A 22,757-nucleotide genomic window follows, 5' to 3' on the forward strand; every position below is an offset into this window, starting at 1 on the left:
GACCCCGCCCGGGCACGGGCCGTGGTCGGCCCGGATGGTGACCGCCGTCGGCCGACTCGCGGCACGGCTCTACGATCGTTGTATGGCCGAGTTCATCTACACCATGAAGAAGGTGCGCAAGACCGTCGGGGACAAGGTGATCCTCGACGATGTCAGCACCGCGTTCTTCCCCGGCGCCAAGATCGGTGTCGTGGGCCCGAACGGTGCGGGCAAGTCGACCGTCCTGAAGATCATGGCGGGACTCGAGCAGCCCAGCAACGGCGAGGCGTTCATCCAGCCGGGTGCGAGCGTGGGCATCCTCCAGCAGGAGCCTCCGCTGAACGAGGAGAAGACCGTTCGCGGCAACGTCGAGGAGGGCCTCGGCGAGATCAAGGTCAAGCTCGACCGCTTCAACGAGATCGCGGAGCAGCTCGCGACCGACTACACCGACGAGCTCATGGCCGAGATGGGCAAGCTGCAGGAAGACCTCGACCACGCCGACGCATGGGAGCTCGACTCCCAGCTGGAGCAGGCGATGGACGCCCTGCGCTGCCCGCCGAGCGACGAGCCGGTGACGCACCTGTCCGGTGGCGAGCGCCGCCGGGTCGCCCTGTGCAAGCTGCTGCTGTCCAAGCCGGACCTGCTGCTGCTCGACGAGCCCACCAACCACCTGGACGCCGAGAGTGTCCTGTGGCTGGAGCAGTTCCTGGCCAGCTACCCGGGCGCCGTCCTCGCGGTGACGCACGACAGGTACTTCCTGGACAACGTCGCCGAGTGGATCATGGAGCTCGACCGCGGTCGGGTCGAGGGTTACGAGGGCAACTACTCGACGTACCTCGACAAGAAGCGCGAGCGACTCGAGGTCCAGGGCAAGAAGGACGCCAAGCTCGCCAAGCGCCTCAAGTCGGAGCTCGAGTGGGTGCGCTCCAACGCCAAGGCGCGGCAGACGAAGTCGCGCTCGCGTCTCGAGCGGTACGAGCAGATGGCCGAGGAGGCCGAGAAGACCAAGAAGCTCGACTTCGAGGAGATCCAGATCCCGCCCGGCCCGCGGCTGGGCAATACGGTGGTCGAGGTTGAGAACCTGGTGAAGGGCTTCGACGACCGCGTGCTCATCGACGGTCTGTCGTTCACCCTGCCGCGCAACGGCATCGTGGGCGTCATCGGCCCGAACGGCGTCGGCAAGACCACGCTGTTCAAGACGATCGTCGGTCTGGAGAGCGCCGACAAGGGCGACGTCAAGATCGGCGACACCGTCCAGCTGTCCTATGTGGACCAGAGCCGTGGCGGCATCGACCCGGACAAGACGGTGTGGCAGGTCGTGTCCGACGGCCTCGACTACATCAACGTGGGTCAGGTCGAGATGCCGTCCCGCGCCTACGTCAGCGCGTTCGGCTTCAAGGGCCCCGACCAGCAGAAGCCGGCCGGCGTGCTCTCCGGTGGCGAGCGGAACCGCCTCAACCTCGCGTTGACCCTCAAGCAGGGCGGCAACCTGCTGCTGCTCGACGAACCGACCAACGACCTGGACGTCGAGACCCTCGGTTCGCTGGAGAACGCCCTTGAGCAGTTCCCCGGGTGCGCGGTGGTCATCTCCCACGACCGCTGGTTCCTGGACCGCGTCGCCACGCACATCCTCGCCTGGGAGGGCAACGACGAGAACCCCGCCAAGTGGTTCTGGTTCGAAGGCAACTTCGAGGGCTACGAGAAGAACAAGATCGAGCGCATGGGGCCGGAGGCGGCCCGTCCGCACCGGGTGACTCACCGCAAGCTCACCAGGGACTGATCACCCGGGCCGGCCGCGGGTGACGCATTGGATATGGTCGGTCACCCGTGAGCCCGAGACGGGGCGTCGGTGCCGGCGACCGGGCCGGACACGGTCCGGTCGCTCGCTGGCACGTCGTCCTCACCGAATGTGACGCCTTCACAGAGCGGAGTTCCCGTGGTTGCCACTGAGTCGGCCAGCACGAACGCGGCTGCCCGCCGCGATCCGGCGGTTCCTCATCGTGGGTCCCGCGGCACGCACGGTGCTGGGGACCTGCAGGCCGTGGAACGGCTGCTCGAGCGCGCCGACGCCATGGAACTACGGGCCCCGGAACTGTCGGTGGTCCTCGGTGAACGTGCGGCGTCACTGGCCGAGGCCGCCGGCGCCAACAGCCTGTGGGTGCGGGCCGAGGCCACCGCGGTGCACGCGCGGGTGCGGCTGGGACATCGGGCGTCGACCGTCGGCCGGGCCGTCACCGCCCTGCGCGCTGCGGAGGACGCCGGACTGCACGCCGTCGCGGCCGGGTTACGCACCGACCTCGCGGTCTGTGCCCGCAGCGTCGGTGCTCCGCTGACCGGGCTGGCGATCCTGCGGCCCGTGTTGACCGTGGGCGGACTGTCGGCGGGCCAACGGGCGACGGCGCTGTGTCACCTCGTCGGTTGCCTCGGCACGCTCGGCCGCAAGGCCGAACTCGACCGCGTGCTGCTCGAAGGCGACCGGCTGGTCGCCTCGGACGGCTCGATCGGCGAGGACGACCGGCTGATGACCCGGGCGCTCATCCGGCTCGCGGTGTCCGGACATCGCCGCCGGCACGGCGACGTCATGGGCGCGGCCGACGCCGCCCGGACCGGCATCGGCTTCCTCGACAAGCTGTCCGACCCCGCCACGGACGGTGGACTCGCCCGGATCCGACTCGTCCTCGAACTCGTGTGCTCGCTGCTCGACCGCGGTGACGGCGAGATGGCGCTGGACGCCGCCCAGCCGTTGCTCGACGCGCCCGAACGCGCCGCGTCGGTCGCGCCGGCCGCCTGGCTGCGCACCGCCCTCGCCACGCGTGTGCTGATGCGCGGCGGCTCCGCCGAATCGGCGGCCACCATGCTGCGCGACGCCCTGTACAGCGTCGGCAGGCACGACCTGGACGCCCTGTCCGCACGACTGTGGCTGGAGCTGGCCAACGTCGAGGAACACATCGGCAATCCGGCCGAGGCCGTGACCTGCCTGCACAACGCCCGCGCCGCCGAACAGCGCTACGCCCGCGCCCGCAGCCAGGCCCGCGCTGTCCTGCACGGCGAGTTCGGTTCCGGGGAACAGGCACCGGTCGACCTTGCCGAGATCGTCACCTCCGCCCGTCCCTCCGCGCCCGCCTCGACCACCGCCGCCGCGCAGGCGCACCCGCGTCCGGCACGAACGGCCACGCCGTGCGCAGCGCCGAACCGGACTTCGGCGGCCACGAGAGCACCCACCGGGCGGCCGCGAACGGTGCCGCCGCGCACGCCGCCGGGACCAACGGCGCAGCGACCAACGGTGCCGCGGCTCGCGGTGCCGGATCCGACGGCGCAGCGGCGCACGGTGCCGGGACCAACGGGGCAGCGAGCAACGGGGCAGCGGCTCGCGGTGCGGCCCGGGCCGGGACGCCGGCCGCCGGGACCAACGGGCACGCGCCGGCGGAGCGCAACGGAGCCCGGTCCGGCACGTCGTCCACGGCGCCGGAGGAGACACCTGCCGAGGCGACCACGGTGATGCCCGCGCTCTCCGCGTTGCCCGACCTCCCGAAACCCGCCGACCCCGCCGAGCTGCACGCCCCCGCCGAGCCGACCGACGCAGCGGACCTGAACGACGCAGCGGAACAGGACGACGCAGCGGAGCTGAACCGTCCTGCGGAGTCGGCCGCGATCCTCGCGCCGGAACCCGACCCGGAGCAGGAGGACCGTGCGGCGTCGGAACCACGGCGACGTCGTCGGCACGACACCGAGCACGGGTCGGTCACCGCACGGTCGGTGCTCGACCGGCTCGGGATCTCGGCGTCCGGAGGTGGTCGCCGCCGCGCATCCGCCGAGGCCGAGGGACGCGAGCCCACCCCGGCCGAGACCTCCGAGCGCGGCCTCGAACCCGCCGCCGACACACCCGCGTCGACCCACGCCGCGTCGCGCACGTCCTCGACCAGAGCCGAGGTACTCGACTCCGGTGCGGCGGGGGCGAGCGTCGAGCCGATCCTGGCGGCCGCAACGGCCTACACCCCGGCCTCCACGCCGGAGCAGGCGCCGGAGCAGGCGCCCGAGTCGACGACGGTGCTGCCCGCGGTCACCGACCACGACGCATCCGGAACGACGTACGACGGCGCAGACGGCTCGGACAACGTAGACGGCGCGGACGACAACGGTGCCGGCGGCGCTCCGCACGACGGCGACACGTGGTTGCCGCGACTGAAACTGCCGCCGCCCCTGCTGCCGCTCGAATCGCTCGTCGACGACCACACCGGCGCGACGACACGCCCGATCACGCCGACGCTGCCGCAGCGACCGAAACCGCAGCGACCGAAACCGCAGTGACCGAAACCGCAGCGACCGGAGCGGTGCCCTCGGAAACGCCGTCCTACGACGAGGTGTTTCACGAAGCGCCGTCCCACGACCTGCCGAGCAGCGATCTGCCCGCCGGTGACGTCCGAACCAGCGACATCCCGAGCTACGACATTCCGGCCTACGACATCCCGCTCGAGGAACCCCCCGAGGACGCGGGCCTGGCCGAGCTGCTCGCCCGAGCGCTCGCCGAGCACCACAACTCGTCGAGCGCGCTGGCCGGCACCGGAGCCTCCGAACGGGACCGGCCGACGAGCAGCGCAGCAGCGGCAACGGCGTCGACGGCGTCGACGGCGTCGACCGCCTCGGCGGCGCCGGGCAGCGGCGGCATGAACGGCAGGCGTCGCCACGGCACGTCGAACGGTCGGGGTTTCGGCGGCTCGTCCAACGATCGGTAGCTGCGCGCCCATTGCCGTCCCACTCCCGTGGCACACAGATACAGTGGCCACGACAGAAGGCACGATGCCGTGCCATCGCCAGAGTGGAGAGTTGCGTTGCCCGACATGAGCTCGACCGGTGTGCACGTCCCCGCCAACGGGCGGAGCGAGACAGGCCATCCGCCCAACCGGCGCAGCCCTGAACAACTTCGTGACGACCTCGTCGACACGGCCGCCGCCCACGCTCCCGACATCGCCGATCTCATCGGTGTGTACTACCGGCTGATCCCGGCCGAGGAGATCGTCGGCGAGGAGCCGGAGGACCTGGTCGGCGCCGTGCGCTCGCATCTCGACCTCGCGCGCAACCACGTGTCCGGCCGCCCCGTGCTGCGCCTGTTCAACCCGACGGTCGCCGAGGACGGCTGGTCGAGCGAATCCACCGTCATCCAGGTCGTCACCGACGACATGCCCTACCTCGTCGACTCGGTCGTCGCCGAACTGTCCCGCGGCGGTGCCGCGGTCCAGCGGGTCGTGCACCCGATCATGATGGTCACGCGCGACGTGTCCGGCACGCTCCAGCAGGTGCATCCCGACGCCGACGTCGCCGCGCCGGGGTCGGCCGCGACGATCGAGTCGTGGATGTATTTCGAGATCGACCTGATCACCGACCCCGCGCGTGCCCGTGACCTGCAGGCACGGCTGCTGACCGTGCTCGAGGACGTGCGGGAGGTCGTCGAGGACACCGAACGCATGGAAGCCGCGGCCCTCGGACTCGCCGACCAGCTGGAGTCGAGCCCGCCCCCGGTCGACGACCAGGACGTCCAGGACGCCGCGCAGCTGCTGCGCTGGCTGGCCGACGGTCACCTGACCTTCCTCGGCTACCGACACTACGAGGTGATCGACGACGAAGGGCACCCCGCGTTGCGGGCCGTGCTCGCCTCGGGGCTCGGCGTCCTGCGGCACGACAACCTCGCCGCGGGCAAGCTCACCGCGGGCCCGGATTCCACCGCACAGGCGTTGAAACCGGAACTGCTCGTCCTCACCCAGGCAGGCGCACCGTCCACAGTGCACCGTCCGATCTATCCGTACTACATCGGCGTGAAGACGTTCGACGACGACGGCAACGTCACCGGCGAGCACCGGTTCCTCGGCATGTTCACCACCACGGCGCTGCACGAGGACGTGCTCGACATCCCCGTCGTGGAACGCCGGGTGCGCGAGGTCATCCACCGCGCGGGCTTCCCCATGCAGTCCTACTCGGGCCAGCGGATGCTGGAGGTACTGCAGAACTGGCCGCGCGCCGACCTGTTCTCCGCCGACCCGGACTCGCTGTACTCCACCGCGACGGGCGCGATCACGTTGGCCGACCGGCGCAGGCTCCGCCTGTTCCTGCGCCGCGACTCCTACGGACGTTTCTACTCGTGCCTGGTGTTCCTGCCGCGCGATCGGTACACCACCCGCTCGCGGCTGGCGATGCAGCAGGTCCTGCTCGACGAGCTCGACGGCACGCACCTCGAGTACGCCACGCGGCTGGGGGAGACCCAACTCGCGCAGGTGCACTTCACGGTGCACACCGACCAGGGCGCGATCTCCGAACCCGACACGCTCCACATCCAGGAGCAGCTGGCCGAGGCGATGCGCACCTGGGACGACCTGATGGTCGAGGCCATCCTTGACGAACGTCGCGGGCGCGCCGACGACGGCAAGGCGGTCACGTTCGCGGGCGAGGAATCGGCGACCCAACAGGCGCAGCGGTACGCCACGACGTTCCCCGAGGCGTACAAGGAGGACTTCGACGCGACCGCGGCGCTACGCGATCTGCGGCTGCTCGAATCGCTCGAGGGGCCCGACGACGTGCGTATGTCGTTCTACCTGCCCGAGGGCGCCGCGCCGGGGGAGCGTCGGTTCAAGCTCTACACCGAGGGTGAGGGCGTCACGCTGTCGACGATGCTGCCGTTGCTGCAGCGCATGGGCGTCGAGGTGATCGACGAGCGGCCGTACGAGCTGACCGGTGAGGACGGCACGCGGCTGTGGGTCTACGACTTCGGGTTGCGCATCGACCCTGCGGTGCTCGACGCGGTCGACTCCGAGGACGACCTGCAGGTGCGTTTCCAGGACGCGTTCGCCGCCGAATGGCGCGGGCTCACCGAGGTCGACGGGTTCAACGCGCTCGTCCTGCGCGCCGGCCTCGACTGGCGTCAGGTCACCATCCTGCGCACGTACGCGCGGTACCTGCGGCAGGCGGGCTCGCCGTATTCGCAGGACTACATCGAGACCACGGTGCTGGCGCACACCGACATCGCCACGGCGCTGGTCCGGTTGTTCGAGACCCGCTTCGGCGCCGACGACACCGACCGGCAGCGCCGGTCGGAGGAACAGATCGCCGAGATCAACACGCTGATCGACGAGGTCACCAGCCTCGATCAGGACCGCATCCTGCGGCGGCTGCTCACGTCCATCATCGCGACGCTGCGCACCAACTACCGGGTCACCGCGCGACGGGCAGCCGCATCCGTACCTCGCGTTCAAGCTGGACCCGCAGCAGATCCCGGACCTGCCCGAACCGCGGCCCGCGTACGAGATCTTCGTCTGCTCGCCGCGCGTCGAGGGCGTGCACCTGCGGTTCGGGTCCGTCGCGCGCGGCGGTCTGCGCTGGTCGGACCGCAAGGAGGACTTCCGCACCGAGGTTCTGGGCCTGGTGAAGGCGCAGGCGGTGAAGAACTCGGTGATCGTGCCCGTCGGCGCGAAGGGCGGTTTCGTCGTCAAGCGGCCCCCGGCCGCGACCGGCGACCCGGGCGCCGACCGCGACGCGCTGCAGGCCGAGGGCATCGCCTGCTACCGCATGTTCATCTCCGGACTGCTCGACCTCACCGACAACCTCGTCGACGGCGTGACGGTGCCCGCCAAGGACGTCGTGCGCTACGACGGCGACGACAACTACCTCGTGGTCGCCGCCGACAAGGGCACCGCGACGTTCTCCGACATCGCCAACGAGGTCGCGCAGAGCTACGGTTTCTGGCTCGGCGACGCGTTCGCGTCGGGCGGCTCGGTCGGCTACGACCACAAGGCCATGGGCATCACCGCCAAGGGTGCGTGGGAGAGCGTCAAGCGCCACTTCCGCGAGCTCGACATCGACACGCAGAGCCAGGAGTTCACGGTCGTCGGCATCGGCGACATGGCCGGCGACGTGTTCGGCAACGGGATGCTGCTCTCGCGCCACATCCGGCTCGTGGCGGCGTTCAACCACCTGCACGTGTTCCTCGACCCGAACCCGGACGCGGCGACGTCGTACGCCGAGCGGGCGCGGTTGTTCGAGCTGCCCCGGTCGTCGTGGGAGGACTACGACCGTTCGCTGATCAGCGAGGGCGGCGGGATCTACCCGCGCAGCGCGAAGACGATCCCCATCACCCCGCAGGTGTCGGAGGCTCTCGGCCTGCCGGAGGACGTGACGAGCATGTCGCCCGCCGAACTCGTGCACGCGACCCTGCAGGCGCCCGTGGACCTGCTGTGGAACGGCGGCATCGGCACCTACGTCAAGGACTCCGAGGAACGGCACGCCGATGTCGGCGACAAGGCCAACGACGCCGTCCGCGTCAACGGTGCCGAACTACGGGCCAAGGTCGTCGGCGAGGGCGGCAACCTCGGACTCACCCAGCGCGGGCGCATCGAGTTCGCCCGCCACGGCGGCAAGGTCAACACCGACGCGCTCGACAACTCCGCCGGCGTCGACTGCTCCGACCACGAGGTCAACATCAAGATCCTGCTCGACAAGCTCGTCGAGCAGGACCAGCTCGACACCGCCGCGCGCAACGAACTGCTCGAGGTCATGACCGACGAGGTCGGCGAGCTGGTGCTGCTGGACAACTACACGCAGAACCGGGTGCTGGGCGTGGCACGCCACCACACCGAGGCGATGGTGTCGGTGCACCGCAGGCTCGTGAGCGAGCTGGAGGGCAAGGGCGCGCTGGACCGCGAACTCGAGGCCCTGCCGCTCGATGCCGACTTCGGCGACCTCGAGAAGGCGGGCCGTGGGCTGACCTCGCCCGAGCTGGCGACGCTGCTGGCGCACGTCAAACTCGACCTCAAGGACGAGGTTCTCGCCAGCGAACTGCCCGACGCCGAGGTGTTCAGCCGCCGGGCCGCCGAGTACTTCCCGACCCCGCTGCGGGAGCGGTTCGGCTCCGCGGTCGACACGCATCCGCTGCTGCGCCAGATCACCACGACGTGGCTCATCAACGAGGTCGTCGACGGCGCGGGCATCACGTACGCGTTCCGGCTCGCCGAGGAGCTGAACGCCACGGCCACCGACGCGGTGCGCGCCTTCGCAGTCGTCACCAACGTCTACGGGCTGCGGGAACTGTGGCGGGCCATCGCCGACCTGGACAACGTCGTGCCGACCGGGATCGCCGACGAGATGATGCTGGAGACGCGCCGTGTGCTCGACCGGGCGTCGCGGTGGTTCCTGACCAACCGGCCGCAGCCACTGCCGGTCGGCGCCGAGATCAGCAGGTTCGGACCGCCGATGCGGGCGCTGGCCGGCGAACTCGGCAAGCTCGTGCGCGGCAGGCAGGCCGAGAAGGTGCGCGCCGAGACGGACCGCCTGATCGCGGCCGGGGTCCCGGAGAACATCGCCGCGCGGGTCAGCGAACTGCTGCTCAGCTACGCGCTGCTCGACATCACCGAGGTCGCCGAGCTCGCCGACCGCGACGGCGACGGCGCGCCCGTCGACGTCGCGGACCTGTACTTCGCGCTCTCCGACCACCTTGGTTTCGACCACATGCTCGCGTCGGTCAACGAGCTCGAACGGGACAACCGCTGGCATGCGCTCGCCAGGCTGGCGCTGCGCGACGACCTGTACGGTTCGCTGCGCAGCATCACGCTCGACGCCCTGCGGCACAGCGACCCCGGGGACGCAATCGAGGACAAGATCGACAAGTGGGAGCAGGCGAACGCCTCACGTCTGGCCCGGGCCCGCGTGACGCTCGACGAGATCTCCCGGTCCGGTCGCATCGACCTGGCCACGTTGTCGGTCGCGGCACGGCAGATCCGCAGCACCGTCGGGTGAGGCGGCGCGGCATGACACCCCACGGCACGACACGGAACGGCATGGCACAGCACGCCACGAACGGACCCGACATGAACGAGTACGTGACCCAGGTGCGGCCGAGATGGTCGGACATGGACGTGTTCGGGCACATCAACCACGCCCGCACGGTGACCCTGCTCGAAGAGGCGCGGGTACCGTTGTTGTTCGACGACGCGACCGCGAAAGGGCTCGGCGACTTCGCCAAGGGCACCGTCGTGGTGCGCCTCGGAGTGGACTACAAACGGCCGATCGTCGTCGACGGACAACCGCTGCGCGTGGGCATCACCATGACGCAGCTGCGCACCGCGTCGTTCACGCTCGCCTACAGAGTCCACACCGGACCGTCCGAACAGGACCCGGTCGCCGTCACCGCGTGGACGCTCCTGGCGCCCTACGACACCGGAGCGGCCCGGCCGCGCCGCCTGAACGAGGAGGAACGAGCCTTCCTCCTCGCACACATCCCGGAGGTATCCGGTGCCTGAACTGAGAATCCCCGACCCCGCCGACCGCGAATCCCTGGGCGCATTCATCGCCAGGGCCGTACGCCTCGACGCACAAGCCGCCGTACGCCTGCGCATGCGTAGGCCCGGCGTCCTCGAAGCCTGGGCCGCCACCCCGTTCGAAGTGCTCGTCACCCGAGCCGTCGAGGGCGACATCGACCCCGGCGACATCACCGTGTCCGGCTCGGAACTGCTCGCGGCACTCACCGTCACACCCGGGCCCGTCATGGACCCCGGACCCGCACGCGACCTGCTGTGGCGCTCCGACCTGCCCACCGGCACCACCGGCTGGCGCGCCGTCGAAACCCTGCCCGCCACCGTCGTCGCCGACCTCGCCGACCGCGGCGTCACCGTCGCCAGGGAGAACGTCGGCCCCCAAGGCACCCCGCCCGCCTCCCTCATGGACCAAACCGTCCTGACCGTCTCCGACGACGACCAGAAATCCATCGAAGTACCCATGCGATTCCTGTTCGCCATGTCCGGCATGGGATTCGTCGACTCCTCCATCGACGGCGACGTGGTCCGCATCACCGCCAGCGACGCCTGGCTCCGCCTCGACGCCCGCTACGGCGCCGTCGTACGCCGCCGCCAGGCCCTCCTGCCGCTGTTGTTCTAGGCCTCGGGGCGGGTTGGGGCGGCCGGCGGGGGTGCGGTGCGGGTTGGGTGCCGTGTCAGCACCTCACGTCGCCGTGTTGGCATCCTGCGTCGCCGTGTCAGCATTTCGCGTCGTTGTGTTGGCAGTTGGTGGCGCTGTGTTGGCGTTTCGGGGGCAGAGGGGTGCCTCGCCGGCGGGCAGGTCTCCGGGATGTTGGGCGGCGTTGCCGCCGGGGAAGTGTCATCCCGTCGACTTCGGCTTTGGGGTATCACACTGCAGTCAGGGCGCAAGGTTTTCGTTTCTTGGTTTCTGTTTGGGGGGTTGGTTGCGCCTGACTGCAGTGTGATTGTTGCTGTTTAGGTCGACGGGATGACGCTTCGGGGTGCGGTTTTGTGGGTGGGGTGGTTGGCGGGGGTGCCTTGCTTCGCTTCGGCGGTGGGCGTTTGTTTGTGGGGTGTTGGGGTTACTTTGGGTCAGGGGTTCTGTCACCTAGTGGGTGATGTGCCTCGCTCAATTGTTCGGTAGTGTTGGTGTTGTGAGAGATGTTGAGGGGATCGTTGATGAGGCTCGGTCGGTGCTTGCTTTGCGGGCTCGGGCTGATGCTGCTGAGGTGTCGTTTCTGGCCTCGTTGGATGCTGGGTCGTCGTCGGATTCGTGGGAGCGGCGGTCGTTGGCTGAGGCGTTGGCGCCTGAGCTTCGGTTGTCGCCTCAGGGGGTTTTGGATCGGATTCATACCGCGCTTGCTTTGACTTATCGGATGCCTCGGCTGTTGCAGGCTATGCGGGAGGGGCAGGTGGATCGGTATGGCGCCGAGCGGGTGCTGAATACTGTCGCGCCGGTTTCTGATTCTGATGCTCTTGAGGTTGATCGGCTGTTGGAGGAGAAGCTTTCCCGGTTGTCGTTGACGGCGTGGCAGCCTCGGAATATGGCTTGGCATGCTTCGCAGATCGTCAAGCAGGTTGATCCTGGTGCCGAGACCGCTGCCGCTCGCATGGCGCATGAGGGACGGAAGGTCACGTTGGATCACGGGGTCTACGCGCAGTCGCGCCTGTCGGCAGATCTGCCGTCCGACGTCGCCTCGGCCGCTTACGCCCGCGTCGACGCCATGGCTCGCAAGCTTCGACTCTCCGACTCGGCGCGCAATCTCGACCAGCTGCGAGCGGACGTCTTCGCTGACTTGTTGCTGGGCAACGATCCTGGTGTGACCGTGCCTCAGTCGGCGGCGATGGTCTATCTCCACATGCCCATCGACACCGCGCTCTCGATGTCCGAGACCGGAGCGTCGATCGACGGGATCGGGCCCGTACCCGCTGCTTACGCGCGGGAGATCATGACGAACCCGAAGTCGGTCTGGCGGAAGGTGCTCTGCGATCCCGCCACCGGCAACCCTGTCGATCTCGGCCGTACCTCGTATCGTCCGAACTCGACGATCCGCAAGCTCGTCGAGGTCCGCGACCGGATGTGTGTCGTGCCCTGGTGTCGACGTCCCGCCCGGCACTGCGACTTCGACCACCAACAACAGTGGTCCAAAGACGGCGGCACCACCGCCGTCGACAATGCCGCACCCCGCTGCCGCCGACACCACCGACTCAAGAACGCACCCGGTTGGATCCACGCCTACGACCCCACCCACGGCACCTCGGCGGTGACCACACCGCTGGGCGTCACCTACGAAACCGAAGGCGACACCGTCCTGCCACCACGATCGTCGGATCCCGACAACGAAGCCGACAACGAACCGCCACCGTTCTGACCTCGCCGAATCGGTGGTCACGGCAGCATCCAGGTGGGATCGTGGAGGCATGACCGACGACACGCGCCCCTCGGGTTCGCCGACGCCGGAACCGGAGGAGGGGGACCCTACGGCCGAATTCCTCGACCAGGTTCGGCCCGAAGAAACGCCGTGGCGGGTAGACCGCACGCCCGACACCGCACCCGACGGGAACGGCGCCGAGCAGTACGAACCGCAGTCGTACTTCAACCGCGCCACCGACGCCGTCGGGCGGGCCGCGCCGATGATGGCGCTCGGCGGCGTCGCCGGAATCGCCGGCGCCGACGCATACCACCGATTCAACCGGGCCGACCACACCCAGGACGCAGCCGACGGAGACCACGGCGACCCCGACGACCTCGGTGACCTCGACATGGGCGGCGGAATCTGACACCAAACGTCAACCAGCGGTTGACGAAGGCGACCGGGTCAACCTATGGTTGACGCATGTCCGAAACACGCCAGCCCGCATACCCCATCAAGCTCGACGACCTGATCAACGCGATCAAGAACGCGCGCAGCGACGTCCTGGAACAACTGTCCGACGCAGTCCTGGCCGGGGAACACCTCGGCGAGATCGCCGACCACCTCATCGGCCACTTCGTCGACCAGGCCCGCCGATCGGGTGCATCGTGGACCGACATCGGCGCCAGCATGGGCGTCAGCAAACAAGCCGTGCAGAAACGCTTCGTCACCAAAGGCGACGACGTCATGAACCCCGACGAAGGCTTCGCACGGTTCACCCCACGCGCCCGCAACGCCGTCATGGCCGCCGGCGACGCCGCCCGCGCACACGGCAACACCACCGTCACCACCGAACACCTCGTGCTCGGCCTGCTCAGCGAACCCGAATCACTCGCCGCCAAAGCGCTCGCCGACCACGGAATCACCGACAACGCCCTGCGCGAGGCGGCCACCGCCGCCCTGCCCGACGCCGCCGGCGACGAAGCACCCGAACTGCCGCCGTTCTCGGCCGACGCGAAGAAAGCACTCGAACTGACCTACCGCGAAGCACTCCGCCTCGGCCACAACTACATCGGCACCGAACACATCCTGCTCGCCCTGCTCGAGAACGAACACGGCACCGGCGTACTCAGCGACCTCGGCATCGACAAGGCCCGCATCGAGGACTTCGTCAACGCGGCCCTGCAACAACTCCTGCCTGAGGCCACCGACGACTGACGGCCGGACGCGTCAGAGTCGATCGAGGATCCGCTCCATGTGGCCGATCTCGCTGGTCTGACTCGTCACGACATCCTGCGCCATCGTGATCGCCCGCGGCTCGATACCGTTCGCCAACTGATCCTCGGCCATCGTCAACGCACCCTCGTGATGCGTGATCATCAGCTCGAGGAACAACCGATCGAAGTCGGCACCCTCGGACTCCCGCAGTTCCTGCAACTGCTCCGGCGTCGCCATCCCCGGCATGTCCGCATGATCGTGCCCGCCATGATCCCCATGGTCGCCGTGATCACCGTGATCACCGTGGTCGTCGGGCGCGTGGCCGAAGTCCTCGAGCCACGTCGTCATCAACGTGATCTCGGCGTCCTGGGCGGCCGCGATCCGGCTCCCGAGTCGCTTCACCGCATCGTCCTGCGCCCGTCCCTCGATCATGTCGGTCATCACCACCGCCTGCTCGTGGTGGGGAATCATCATCTGCACGTACTCGACGTCGGCATCGCTCGCCCGACCCTCGCGGTCGTCGTCGCCCGCCGCCTCGGCAGCCGGCATCGTCGACGCCTCCTCGCCGGGAGCGCCGGGGACGATCACGTCGGGACCGGCCGACGCGGCGTCCTGCTCACCGCTGCCGGTGCACGCAGCGAGCGAGAGGCAGCACACGGCTGCGAGGACAACGGGAACGGTGGATGCACGCCTGGTCATGCGAGCCAGGGAACCGTCTCGAACGCCGGCCGTCAATCGACAGGTCGGCGGTTTCTACCACGAGTGGCCCTATGCAGCAGCTAGTTAGCAAAAAACCATCCTTTCGTATCTAGATTTCATCCTTTCGTAGGGCGAAGGATGGTTGCTTCGCCGGAAAACGGAGAAGGAGCCAGGATGCGAAGGACGCGATGGCGCCGCTTGGGCGCGCTCGCGGCAGGTGCTGCGGTGGTGGCCGCAAGCGTGGTGACCCCCGCTGCTGCCGCTCAGGACGAGATCCCCGACGTGGGCGAGATCGTCCACAGCGACAACATGCAGCACCTAGCGAACGTGCCGAAGCAGCCGCCGTTCGACAACCAGGATGCCTACAACAGCGACATCGCGTTCACCGGGAACTACGCGATCGTCGGCAACTACGACGGCTTCACGATCTTCGACATCAAGCAGCCGCGGAAGCCGGAGATCGTCAGCACGGTGCACTGCCCCGGTGGGCAGAACGACGTGTCGGTCCACGGTGACCTGCTGTTCATGTCGACCGACTATCCGCGGACCAACGACACGTGCGTCAGCGAGCCCACGGAAGGATCCGACCCGAACGGCTGGGAAGGCATCCAGGTCTTCGACATCAGCGACAAGACCGCGCCGAAGTACGTCTCGGCGGTGCGCACCGACTGCGGCTCGCACACGCACACGATGATGCCCGACGGCGACTCGGTGAAGCTGTACGTCTCCTCCTACAGCCCCGCGCCGGAGCTGCCGAACTGTCAGCCGCCGCACGACAAGATCTCCATCGTCGACGTGCCGATCGACACCCCCGAGGACGCCAAGGTCATCGCCACGCCCGTGGTGTTCCCCGACGGCGGCAACCCCGGTGGGGAGAACCCCGACGGAACGCAGCGGTCCGAGACCACCGGCTGCCACGACCTCACGGTCTACCCGGAGAAGAAGATCATGGCCGGCGCCTGCATGGGTGACGGCGTGCTGTTCGACGTGTCCGACCCGGCCGACCCGAAGGTGACCGAACGGGTCCAGGACAACGAGAACTTCGCGTTCTGGCACTCGGCGACGTTCAACAACGACGCCACGAAGGTGATCTTCACCGACGAGCTCGGCGGCGGTGGCCTCGCGACGTGCAACGACACGTTCGGACCCAACCGCGGTGCCAACGGCATCTACGACCTGACCGGCGAGGGCAAGCTCGACTTCCAGAGCTACTACAAGATCCCGCGGAACCAGGCGGACACCGAGAACTGCGTCGCGCACAACGGTTCACTGATCCCGGTCCAGGACCGCGACATCATGGTCCAGGCCTGGTACCAGGGCGGGGTGTCGGTGTTCGACTTCACCGACGCCGCCAACCCCGAGGAGATCGCGTTCTTCGACCGCGGACCGCTGTCCGAGGACGAGAACATCACCGGCGGATCCTGGTCGGCGTACTACTACAACGGCTACATCTACTCGGCCGACATCCAGAAGGGTCTCGACGTGCTCGAGATCAGGGACCCACGGACGGCACCGGCGAAGTCCGTGAAGTTCGACGAGTTCAACCCGCAGACCCAGCCCAGCTACTGACGGGCAGGGCCTCGGAGCGGGCTCGGACGACTCGATGACAACAACGAAGGGGCGCTGTGGTCACGTGCCACAGCGCCCCTTCGTGTGTCGGTCGACCGTTCAGACCCAGCTGTTCATCATCGACTGGGCAGCCATCTCCATGTAGTTCCACAGCTGGGTGCGGTACGGCTCCTCGATGCCGCTCTCGTCGACGGCGATCCGCATCGCGCGCAGCCACGCGTCCCGCTCGATCGGGCCGATCTTGTACGGCGCGTGCCGCATCCGCAGACGCGGATGTCCGCGTTGATCGGAGTAGGTCTGCGGACCGCCCCAGTACTGGATGAGAAACAGCCGCAACCGCTCCTCGGCAGGGCCCAGATCCTCTTCCGGGTACAGCGGTCGCAGGACCTCGTCCTCGGCGACCTCCGCGTAGAACCGGGCGACCAGGGCGCGAAACGTCTCCGCACCGCCCACCGCGTCGTAGAACGTGTGCGGGCCCGCGGGATCGCCGCCGGACACCTGGGACATCTCGGCCACCTTTCGACTCGAGTCCGTTGATTAGGGGTTGCCGGCTCCGGGGAACAGGCGCTTGAGCGGAGGTTGGAAACCGGCCCGTTCGAACGCGGCCATGGCGTCGGCGCGCAGCGCGCGCTGCACCGCCCACTGCCGACCCGGCCGCACCTTCACCGTCAACCGCAGCTGCACCGCCTCGGGCGTGACGCCCTCGACGCCGAGCACCGTCGGCGGTTCGAGGATGTCGGCCGCGAGGTCCTCGCGTTCGGCCGACTCGGAGACGACCTCGTTGAGCAGTTCCGTCGCGCGGCCCAGGTCCGCGTCGTAGGACACCGGGATGTCGACGACGCCCACCGCGAAGCCCTGACTGAAGTTGCCGACGCGCAGCACCTCGCCGTTGCGGACGTACCAGACCGTGCCGTTGAGGTCGCGTAGCGTCGTGATGCGCAGTCCGACCGCCTCGACCGTGCCGGTCGCCTCGCCGACGTCGACGACGTCACCCACGCCGTACTGGTCCTCCAACATCATGAAGATGCCGGACAGGAAGTCGCGGACGAGGTTCTGCGCACCGAAACCGACGGCGACGCCGACGATGCCCGCCGATGCGATGATCGGCGCCAGGTTGATGCCCAGTTCGCCCAGGATGAGCACGAACGCGATCGAGTAGACGACCACGGTGGTGATCGACTTCAGCACCGAGCCGATCGTCTTGGCCCGCTGCCTGCGCCGTTCCACGACCGCCGGTCCGACCAGTTCGGGGGCCTTCTCGCGCAGCGGCTTCAGCAGGGCCGGGGTCTTCTTGGGGTCACCGTCCTCGGGTTCGCGCGTCGTGCGGTCGATGACCCTGCGGATCGCGAAGCGCACCACGAAGGCCAGGATGGCGATCAGCAGGATCGTCAGCGGCTTGGCGATGAGCCAATTCGCGGAGCCGGCGAGCCATTCGTTGTGCGTGATCTGCCAGACCTGCTGGCACCACGTCCCGCCCTCGTGAATGCAGGACGGCGGCTCGCTGAGCAACTGGTCCACTTGGCGAACGAGTCCTTCCCCTGAGTTTGTGACGCCGCCCACTTCGCTTGCCTCGGAAGGGCGCCGGTGAGGCATGTTGACCACGTCGAGTTCCACAGTCACGGTACTGGCAATCGACACGTGTGTTCACACACGTGCGTTTCGGTGCCGATGTGTGGTCGACTAGGGCAGCACCGGTGGAGGTGGTCGCGTGCCAGACCGACAACCGAGCCCTCACGGCGCTCATTCCCGGCAGCCGGCCGGGCAGGCGTCGGAGGTGATGTTGTGCGCGCCGGGATCCGGCGTGAACCGCGGAACGGTCCCCAGCGGACCGCAGCCGACCGGGCCCCCGCGGGCCGGCCGGGTCACGCGGTCGCACGGCCCGTGGCGTTCCCGCGAGGCCGGCTCCGGTTCGTCGGGCCCCGGATGGGGCAAACGCCGTGTGCTCCTGCTCAACGCGACCTTCGAGCCGCTCACCGCGCTGCCGTTGCGGCGCGCGATCGTCCTGCTCGTCTGCGGCAAGGCCGAGGTCGTCCACGAGGATCCGTCCGGACTCACGCTGCATGCCGCCACCATGACCGTCGACGTTCCGTCGGTGATCAGGCTGAGCAACTACGTCCGCGTACCTTATCGCGCGCAGGTTCCGCTGACTCGTGCAGGGTTGATGCACCGGGACCGGTTCCGGTGCGCCTACTGCGGAGGGCGCGCCGAGACGATCGATCACGTGCTTCCCCGCAGTCGCGGTGGACCCCACTCGTGGGAGAACTGCGTCGCCAGCTGCGCCAAGTGCAACCACCGCAAGGCCGACAAGCTGTTGTCGGAACTCGGCTGGAGCATGCGGACCGTGCCGCGCGCGCCGCACGGTCCGCACTGGCGGCTGCTCGCGCACGCCAAGGAGACCGACCCGTTGTGGCACCGGTACCTGGGAGCGCCCGCGGCCTGATCGGTTTCCGATACCCGCACGAACATCCCGACTCACACGTCGCAACGTGTGGGCCGGGATGTTCGCGGTGATTTTCCGGCGCGGTGATTCCTGGCGCGGTGGTTCCTGTTGCGGTGGGCTCAGGCGGTGACGCGGGTGCCCATGGTCACGCGGGTGCCGCGCGTGACGCGCGTGCCGCGGGTGACCCGGGTGCCCATCGTGACGCGGGTGCCGCACGTGACGCGCGTGCCGGCCTCGGCCGTGACCCGAGTCCCGGCCTGGGAGGTCACGCGGGTGCCGGCCTGAGCCGTGACCCGGGTACCACGGGTGACGCGCGTGCCCATCGTGACGCGCGTGCCGGCCGTGACCCGAGTGCCGCGCGTGACGCGGGTGCCATCGTGACGCGCGTGCCGCGGGTCACTCGAGTACCGCGCGTGACGCGGGTGCCCATGGTCACCCGGGTGCCGCAGGTGACGCGAGTACCGCGCGTGACGCGTGTTCCGAGCTCGGCGGGGCGGGCGATGTCGAACGTGGCGGCGTTGTTGCTCGTCTCGGCGGGGCTCAGAACGTGAAGCATGTGGTCCTCCTGTGGCCGGCGGAAAATCAGCGGGTTTGAGAGCTTGGGCACAAGAACCCGTACAGGTGAAAAACCTACGAGGCCGATCGAAGGGGTACAAGCGCGCGGCGCCGGGTGCGGCCGGGTGTACGTCGAGCTGCAACCTTCTGCGAACACGTCTTCGGCCGGGCGTGCTATCCCGCGTCCGTCAAGCGGCGGACGGTGGGTCAAATACGACGAGCGGTCGTGAAATCGACTCCAGGTGGTACCGAGACGGGGCAGGTCAGATACCCTGCGGCCGTGAGCATCCTCGAGACGACCCTGGTCTACGTGGGTATCCCGTTCGCTATCTGTGCCGTCTTTGTCCTGGCGACCATGCGTTCCCCGTTCGCAGGTCGGCCACGGTATCGCCCGGGACAGGAGTGGGACCACCCTCCTACGTGGTGGAGTGCCAACCCGGTCAGCGCCGGTGGATCCGGCCGACCTTCGACGGAGCGAGGAGGTGCCCGTGGCAACTGGTGAAGCGACCCGCTATGAACCCGTCGACCCCGCCGACCTGCCGGTCGGTTCGGTCGTTACGGGAAGTGGACGCATCTCGAGCGCGGAGATGTACGAGCCCACTGCTCCGAACGGTCCATTCACGACCAAGCAGCTCAGTCGCCTCGACGAGGCCCTGGCGCTCGCGACCCGTGACACCGGCATCGAGTTCAGCATCTACCTCGGCCCGCTCGGCGAGGACAGCCGCGCCGGTGCCGAGCAGCTGCACGACAAGCTCGGTGACTCCGGTGACGACGCGATCGTGATCGCCGTGTCGCCCGGCCAGCGGGTCGTGGAGATCGTGACGGGCGCGAAGACGACCCAGCGCGTCCCCGACCGTACCGCGAAGCTCGCCGTGATGAGCATGTCGGCCTCGTTCAAGGAGGGCGACCTCGTCGGCGGTCTCGTCAGCGGTCTGCGCATGTTGGCCGACCAGGCCGGCACGACGGTCTGAGAGCTCCCACCTCGAACCACAGTCCGCACCAAGCACAGCGCCCCCGGCACCGCATCGGTGCCGGGGGCGCTGCGTTTCGCGGTCGCTTGCGGGTCAGCTCTCGTCGAACTCGCGGGCTGCCAGCGCGCGCACGACGCCCGCCCGGCCCTCGGACACGAGTCGGTACAGCGCGGGGGAGTGCTCGCCCTCCAGCCAGGCGTCGGCGGCGGCCACGCACTCGCGCGTCACCGCGTGCGACGGGAACAGGCCGACGACGGTCGGCTGGGCGCGCTCGCTGGAACTCGCGACCACATCTCGTCGAGCATCGCGAAGTACTCCTCCACGTAACCGCCCAGCAGATGCTTCTGCGCGGGGTGCGCGAAGCCGGTGATGATGGCCTCGTTGACCGCGTTCGGCAGTTCGTCGTCGTGGACGGCGCGTTGCCACGCCTCGGCCTTCGCCTCGGCGGTCGGGCGCAGCGCGCGGGCACGTTCGGCGTGCCGGCGGCCCGCGGCCGTGTCGTCGCGTTCCTGCTCGGCGGCGATCTCCGCCTCGCCGGCCCGGCCGTGGGCCACGAGGGCGTGCAGGAGCCGCCACCGCAGGTCCGTGTCGACGACGAGACCGTCCAACGGCGCCGATCCGTCGAACCAGCCGGCCAGCACGTCGAGCGTCGCGTCGTCGAGCATCGATCCGGTGAGCGCGTTGGCGAACGCCAGCTGGTGGTCCGAACCGGCCTCGGCCTCGCGCGCCAGCTCGAGGATGCGCGTGGTGAACGCCGCCCAGCCCTGCTCCTGGGCCCACGTCGGCTGGGCGTAGGAGTTCAGGGCCGTCTGCGCCTGCATCAACAATCGCTGCACCACGCCGACCTCGGTCTCGGCGCCGATCCCGCGCAGCACCAGGGTGACGAAGTCGCGGGCCTTCAACTCGGCCTCGCGCGTCATCTCCCACGCCGCCGACCAGCACAGTGTGCGGGGGAGCGGGTCGGTGATGTCGCCGATCCGGTCGATCAGCGTCACGAGCGAGTCGGGGTCGAGGCGCATCGTGCAGTAGGTGAGGTCGTCGTCGTTGACGAGCACGAGCTTGCCGCGGCTCGCGCCGACGAGCTCGGGCACGTCGGTGCGCTCGCCGTCGACGTCCAGCTCGACGCGCTGGATGCGGACCAGCTTGCCGTCGACGTCGTCGTAGATGCCGACGGCGGTGCGGTGCGTGCGCAGCTCACCGGCGCCGGGCTTCGCGCCGCCCTGCACGATCGCGAACGACGTGAACGCGCCGTCGGCGTCGGTCTCGAACGACGGGCGCAGCGAGTTCAGGCCCGTGGTCTCGAGCCACTGGGCGCTCCACCACGACAGGTCGCGTCCGGAGGCCTCCTCGAGCGCGGCCAGAAGGTCGGCCAGCGTCGCGTTGCCCCACGCGTGCCGGTCGAAGTACACCTTCAGGCCGGACAGGAAGTTGTCCTGACCGACGTAGGCCACGAGCTGCTTGAGCACGCTCGCGCCCTTGGCGTAGGTGATGCCGTCGAAGTTCACCTCGACGGCCTGCAGGTCCACCATGTCGGCGGCGATCGGATGGGTCGAGGGCAGCTGGTCCTGCCGGTAGGCCCACGACTTCTCGATGTTGGCGAAGCTCGTCCACGCGCCCGTGTACTCGGTGGCCTCGGCCTGGGCGAGCACGCTGGCGAACGTCGCGAACGACTCGTTCAGCCACAGGTCGTCCCACCAGCGCATCGTGACCAGGTCGCCGAACCACATGTGCGCCATCTCGTGCAGCAGCGTCTCGGCACGGCGCTCGTAGGAGTAGCGGGTGACGCGGCTGCGGAACACGTAGTCCTCGCGGAACGTCACCGCGCCCGCGTTCTCCATCGCGCCGGCGTTGAACTCGGGCACGAACAGTTGGTCGTACTTCGAGAACGGGTAGGCGACGCCGAAACTGCGGTGGAAGAAACCGAAGCCCTGCTTGGTCTCGGTGAACAGGCGGTCGGCGTCCATGTACTCCGCCAGCGAGCTGCGGCAGTAGATGCCGAGGGGAATGGTGCGGTGCTCGTCCCGGTACTCGTCGCGCCACTCGGCGTACGGGCCGGCCACGAGCGCCACCAGGTAGGTCGAGATGCGTTCCGACTCGGCGAACACGGTGCGGACCGCGCCCTCCGGCGTCTCGGTCTCCGACTCGACCAGTGCGTTGGACACGACCTTCCAGTCCTTCGGCGCGATCACCGTGAGGCGGTAGGTCGCCTTGAGGTCGGGCTGGTCGAAGCAGGCGAACATGCGCTTGGCGTCGGCCGTCTCGAACTGGGTGTAGAGGTACACCGCCTCGTCCACCGGGTCGACGAAGCGGTGCAGGCCCTCGCCGGTGTTCATGTAGCTGCAGTCGGCCTCGACGACGAGCTCGTTGGTCTCGCGCAGGTCCGGCAGCGTGAGCCCGTCGTCCTCGACGTAGCCCTCGACGTCCAGCGTCGTGCCGTTCAGCGTCGCCGAACGCACGCCGTCGGCGACGATGTCCACCCAGGACTCCGCGCCGGCCTCCGCGGCGGAGAAGGTGATCGTCGCCTGCGAATCGAACGTCTTCTCGCCGGGACGGCCGTGGCCGTCGGTCAGGTCGAGGACGATGTCGTAGGACTGGACGTCGAGCAGCGCGGCGCGTTGCGTCGCTGCGTCACGCGTCAGGTTGGGGGCGGGCACGGACACCTCGGTCTTCGGTCGTGGGTGGACATCGGACGATTTCC

Annotated in this window: 15 protein-coding genes and 3 pseudogenes; 13 read left to right on the plus strand and 5 right to left on the minus strand. The window is 68.9% G+C overall.

Annotated elements, in window-relative coordinates; genetic code table 11:
* The first annotated feature begins 82 nt into the window (after positions 1-82).
* From ettA to BJF85_RS06970, 10 genes and pseudogenes are all read left to right on the plus strand, one after another.
* Positions 83-1,759 carry an energy-dependent translational throttle protein EttA gene (gene ettA, locus BJF85_RS06925; protein ID WP_075846319.1) on the plus strand — a complete coding sequence of 559 codons (1,677 nt, stop codon included), beginning with the start codon at positions 83-85 and terminating at the stop codon, positions 1,757-1,759.
* Between the two features lie 261 nt (positions 1,760-2,020).
* Complete coding sequence (locus tag BJF85_RS06930; protein WP_075846230.1) at positions 2,021-3,478, plus strand: hypothetical protein; 1,458 nt, start codon at positions 2,021-2,023, stop codon at positions 3,476-3,478.
* Positions 3,478-4,287, plus strand: coding sequence for a hypothetical protein (locus BJF85_RS06935; RefSeq protein WP_139320505.1), 810 nt, complete (start codon positions 3,478-3,480; stop codon positions 4,285-4,287). The genes BJF85_RS06930 and BJF85_RS06935 overlap by 1 nt, the downstream gene beginning before the upstream one ends.
* A complete protein-coding gene (locus BJF85_RS06940; protein ID WP_075846232.1) occupies positions 4,284-4,712 on the plus strand; it encodes a hypothetical protein in 429 nt (142 codons plus the stop codon). The genes BJF85_RS06935 and BJF85_RS06940 overlap by 4 nt, the downstream gene beginning before the upstream one ends.
* 105 nt (positions 4,713-4,817) lie before the next feature.
* A pseudogene (locus BJF85_RS06945) lies at positions 4,818-9,756 on the plus strand (NAD-glutamate dehydrogenase).
* Between the two features lie 71 nt (positions 9,757-9,827).
* Positions 9,828-10,259, plus strand: coding sequence for a thioesterase family protein (locus BJF85_RS06950; RefSeq protein ID WP_158056812.1), 432 nt, complete (start codon positions 9,828-9,830; stop codon positions 10,257-10,259).
* The gene (locus BJF85_RS06955) at positions 10,252-10,893 is read left to right on the plus strand and encodes a hypothetical protein (protein ID WP_075846234.1); all 642 of its coding nucleotides are present in this window, start codon (positions 10,252-10,254) and stop codon (positions 10,891-10,893) included. Before BJF85_RS06950 ends, BJF85_RS06955 begins: the two co-directional genes overlap by 8 nt.
* A gap of 478 nt (positions 10,894-11,371) precedes the next feature.
* Entirely contained in the window at positions 11,372-12,625 is a 1,254-nt protein-coding gene (locus BJF85_RS06960) for an HNH endonuclease signature motif containing protein (protein WP_083666035.1), read from the plus strand.
* Positions 12,626-12,674: 49 nt separating this feature from the next.
* On the plus strand, positions 12,675-13,034 hold the full coding sequence (locus BJF85_RS27890) for a hypothetical protein (RefSeq protein ID WP_075846236.1): 360 nt from the start codon (positions 12,675-12,677) through the stop codon (positions 13,032-13,034).
* Positions 13,035-13,090: 56 nt separating this feature from the next.
* Entirely contained in the window at positions 13,091-13,825 is a 735-nt protein-coding gene (locus BJF85_RS06970; RefSeq protein ID WP_075846237.1) for a Clp protease N-terminal domain-containing protein, read from the plus strand.
* A gap of 12 nt (positions 13,826-13,837) precedes the next feature.
* On the opposite strand, the gene BJF85_RS06975 is transcribed toward BJF85_RS06970, so the two are convergent.
* A complete protein-coding gene (locus BJF85_RS06975) occupies positions 13,838-14,524 on the minus strand; it encodes a DUF305 domain-containing protein (protein ID WP_075846238.1) in 687 nt (228 codons plus the stop codon).
* A 174-nt stretch (positions 14,525-14,698) separates the two neighbouring features.
* On the opposite strand from BJF85_RS06975, the gene BJF85_RS06980 reads away from it, so the two are divergent.
* The gene (locus tag BJF85_RS06980) at positions 14,699-16,093 is read left to right on the plus strand and encodes an LVIVD repeat-containing protein (RefSeq protein ID WP_075846239.1); all 1,395 of its coding nucleotides are present in this window, start codon (positions 14,699-14,701) and stop codon (positions 16,091-16,093) included.
* A gap of 99 nt (positions 16,094-16,192) precedes the next feature.
* Here the strand turns inward: BJF85_RS06980 and BJF85_RS06985 are convergent, their stop codons facing one another.
* Positions 16,193-16,600, minus strand: coding sequence for a globin (locus tag BJF85_RS06985; protein WP_075846320.1), 408 nt, complete (start codon positions 16,598-16,600; stop codon positions 16,193-16,195).
* Positions 16,601-16,630: 30 nt separating this feature from the next.
* The gene (locus tag BJF85_RS06990) at positions 16,631-17,611 is read right to left on the minus strand and encodes a mechanosensitive ion channel family protein (RefSeq protein WP_075846240.1); all 981 of its coding nucleotides are present in this window, start codon (positions 17,609-17,611) and stop codon (positions 16,631-16,633) included.
* Positions 17,612-17,801: 190 nt separating this feature from the next.
* Between BJF85_RS06990 and BJF85_RS06995 the strand changes: the two genes are divergently transcribed.
* On the plus strand, positions 17,802-18,533 hold the full coding sequence (locus BJF85_RS06995; protein ID WP_255375454.1) for an HNH endonuclease: 732 nt from the start codon (positions 17,802-17,804) through the stop codon (positions 18,531-18,533).
* A 119-nt stretch (positions 18,534-18,652) separates the two neighbouring features.
* On the opposite strand, the pseudogene BJF85_RS31215 reads toward BJF85_RS06995, so the two are convergent.
* Positions 18,653-18,963, minus strand: a pseudogene (locus BJF85_RS31215) (hypothetical protein).
* Between the two features lie 613 nt (positions 18,964-19,576).
* On the opposite strand from BJF85_RS31215, the gene BJF85_RS07010 reads away from it, so the two are divergent.
* Positions 19,577-20,059, plus strand: a complete 483-nt coding sequence (locus BJF85_RS07010) for a DUF5130 family protein (RefSeq protein WP_075846242.1) — start codon at positions 19,577-19,579, stop codon at positions 20,057-20,059.
* A gap of 93 nt (positions 20,060-20,152) precedes the next feature.
* Here BJF85_RS07010 and pepN read toward each other — a convergent pair.
* A pseudogene (gene pepN / locus BJF85_RS07015) lies at positions 20,153-22,713 on the minus strand (aminopeptidase N).
* Positions 22,714-22,757: the final 44 nt, after the last annotated feature.

It is taken from the genome of Saccharomonospora sp. CUA-673, assembly GCF_001942305.1.
GTDB lineage: Bacteria > Actinomycetota > Actinomycetes > Mycobacteriales > Pseudonocardiaceae > Prauserella.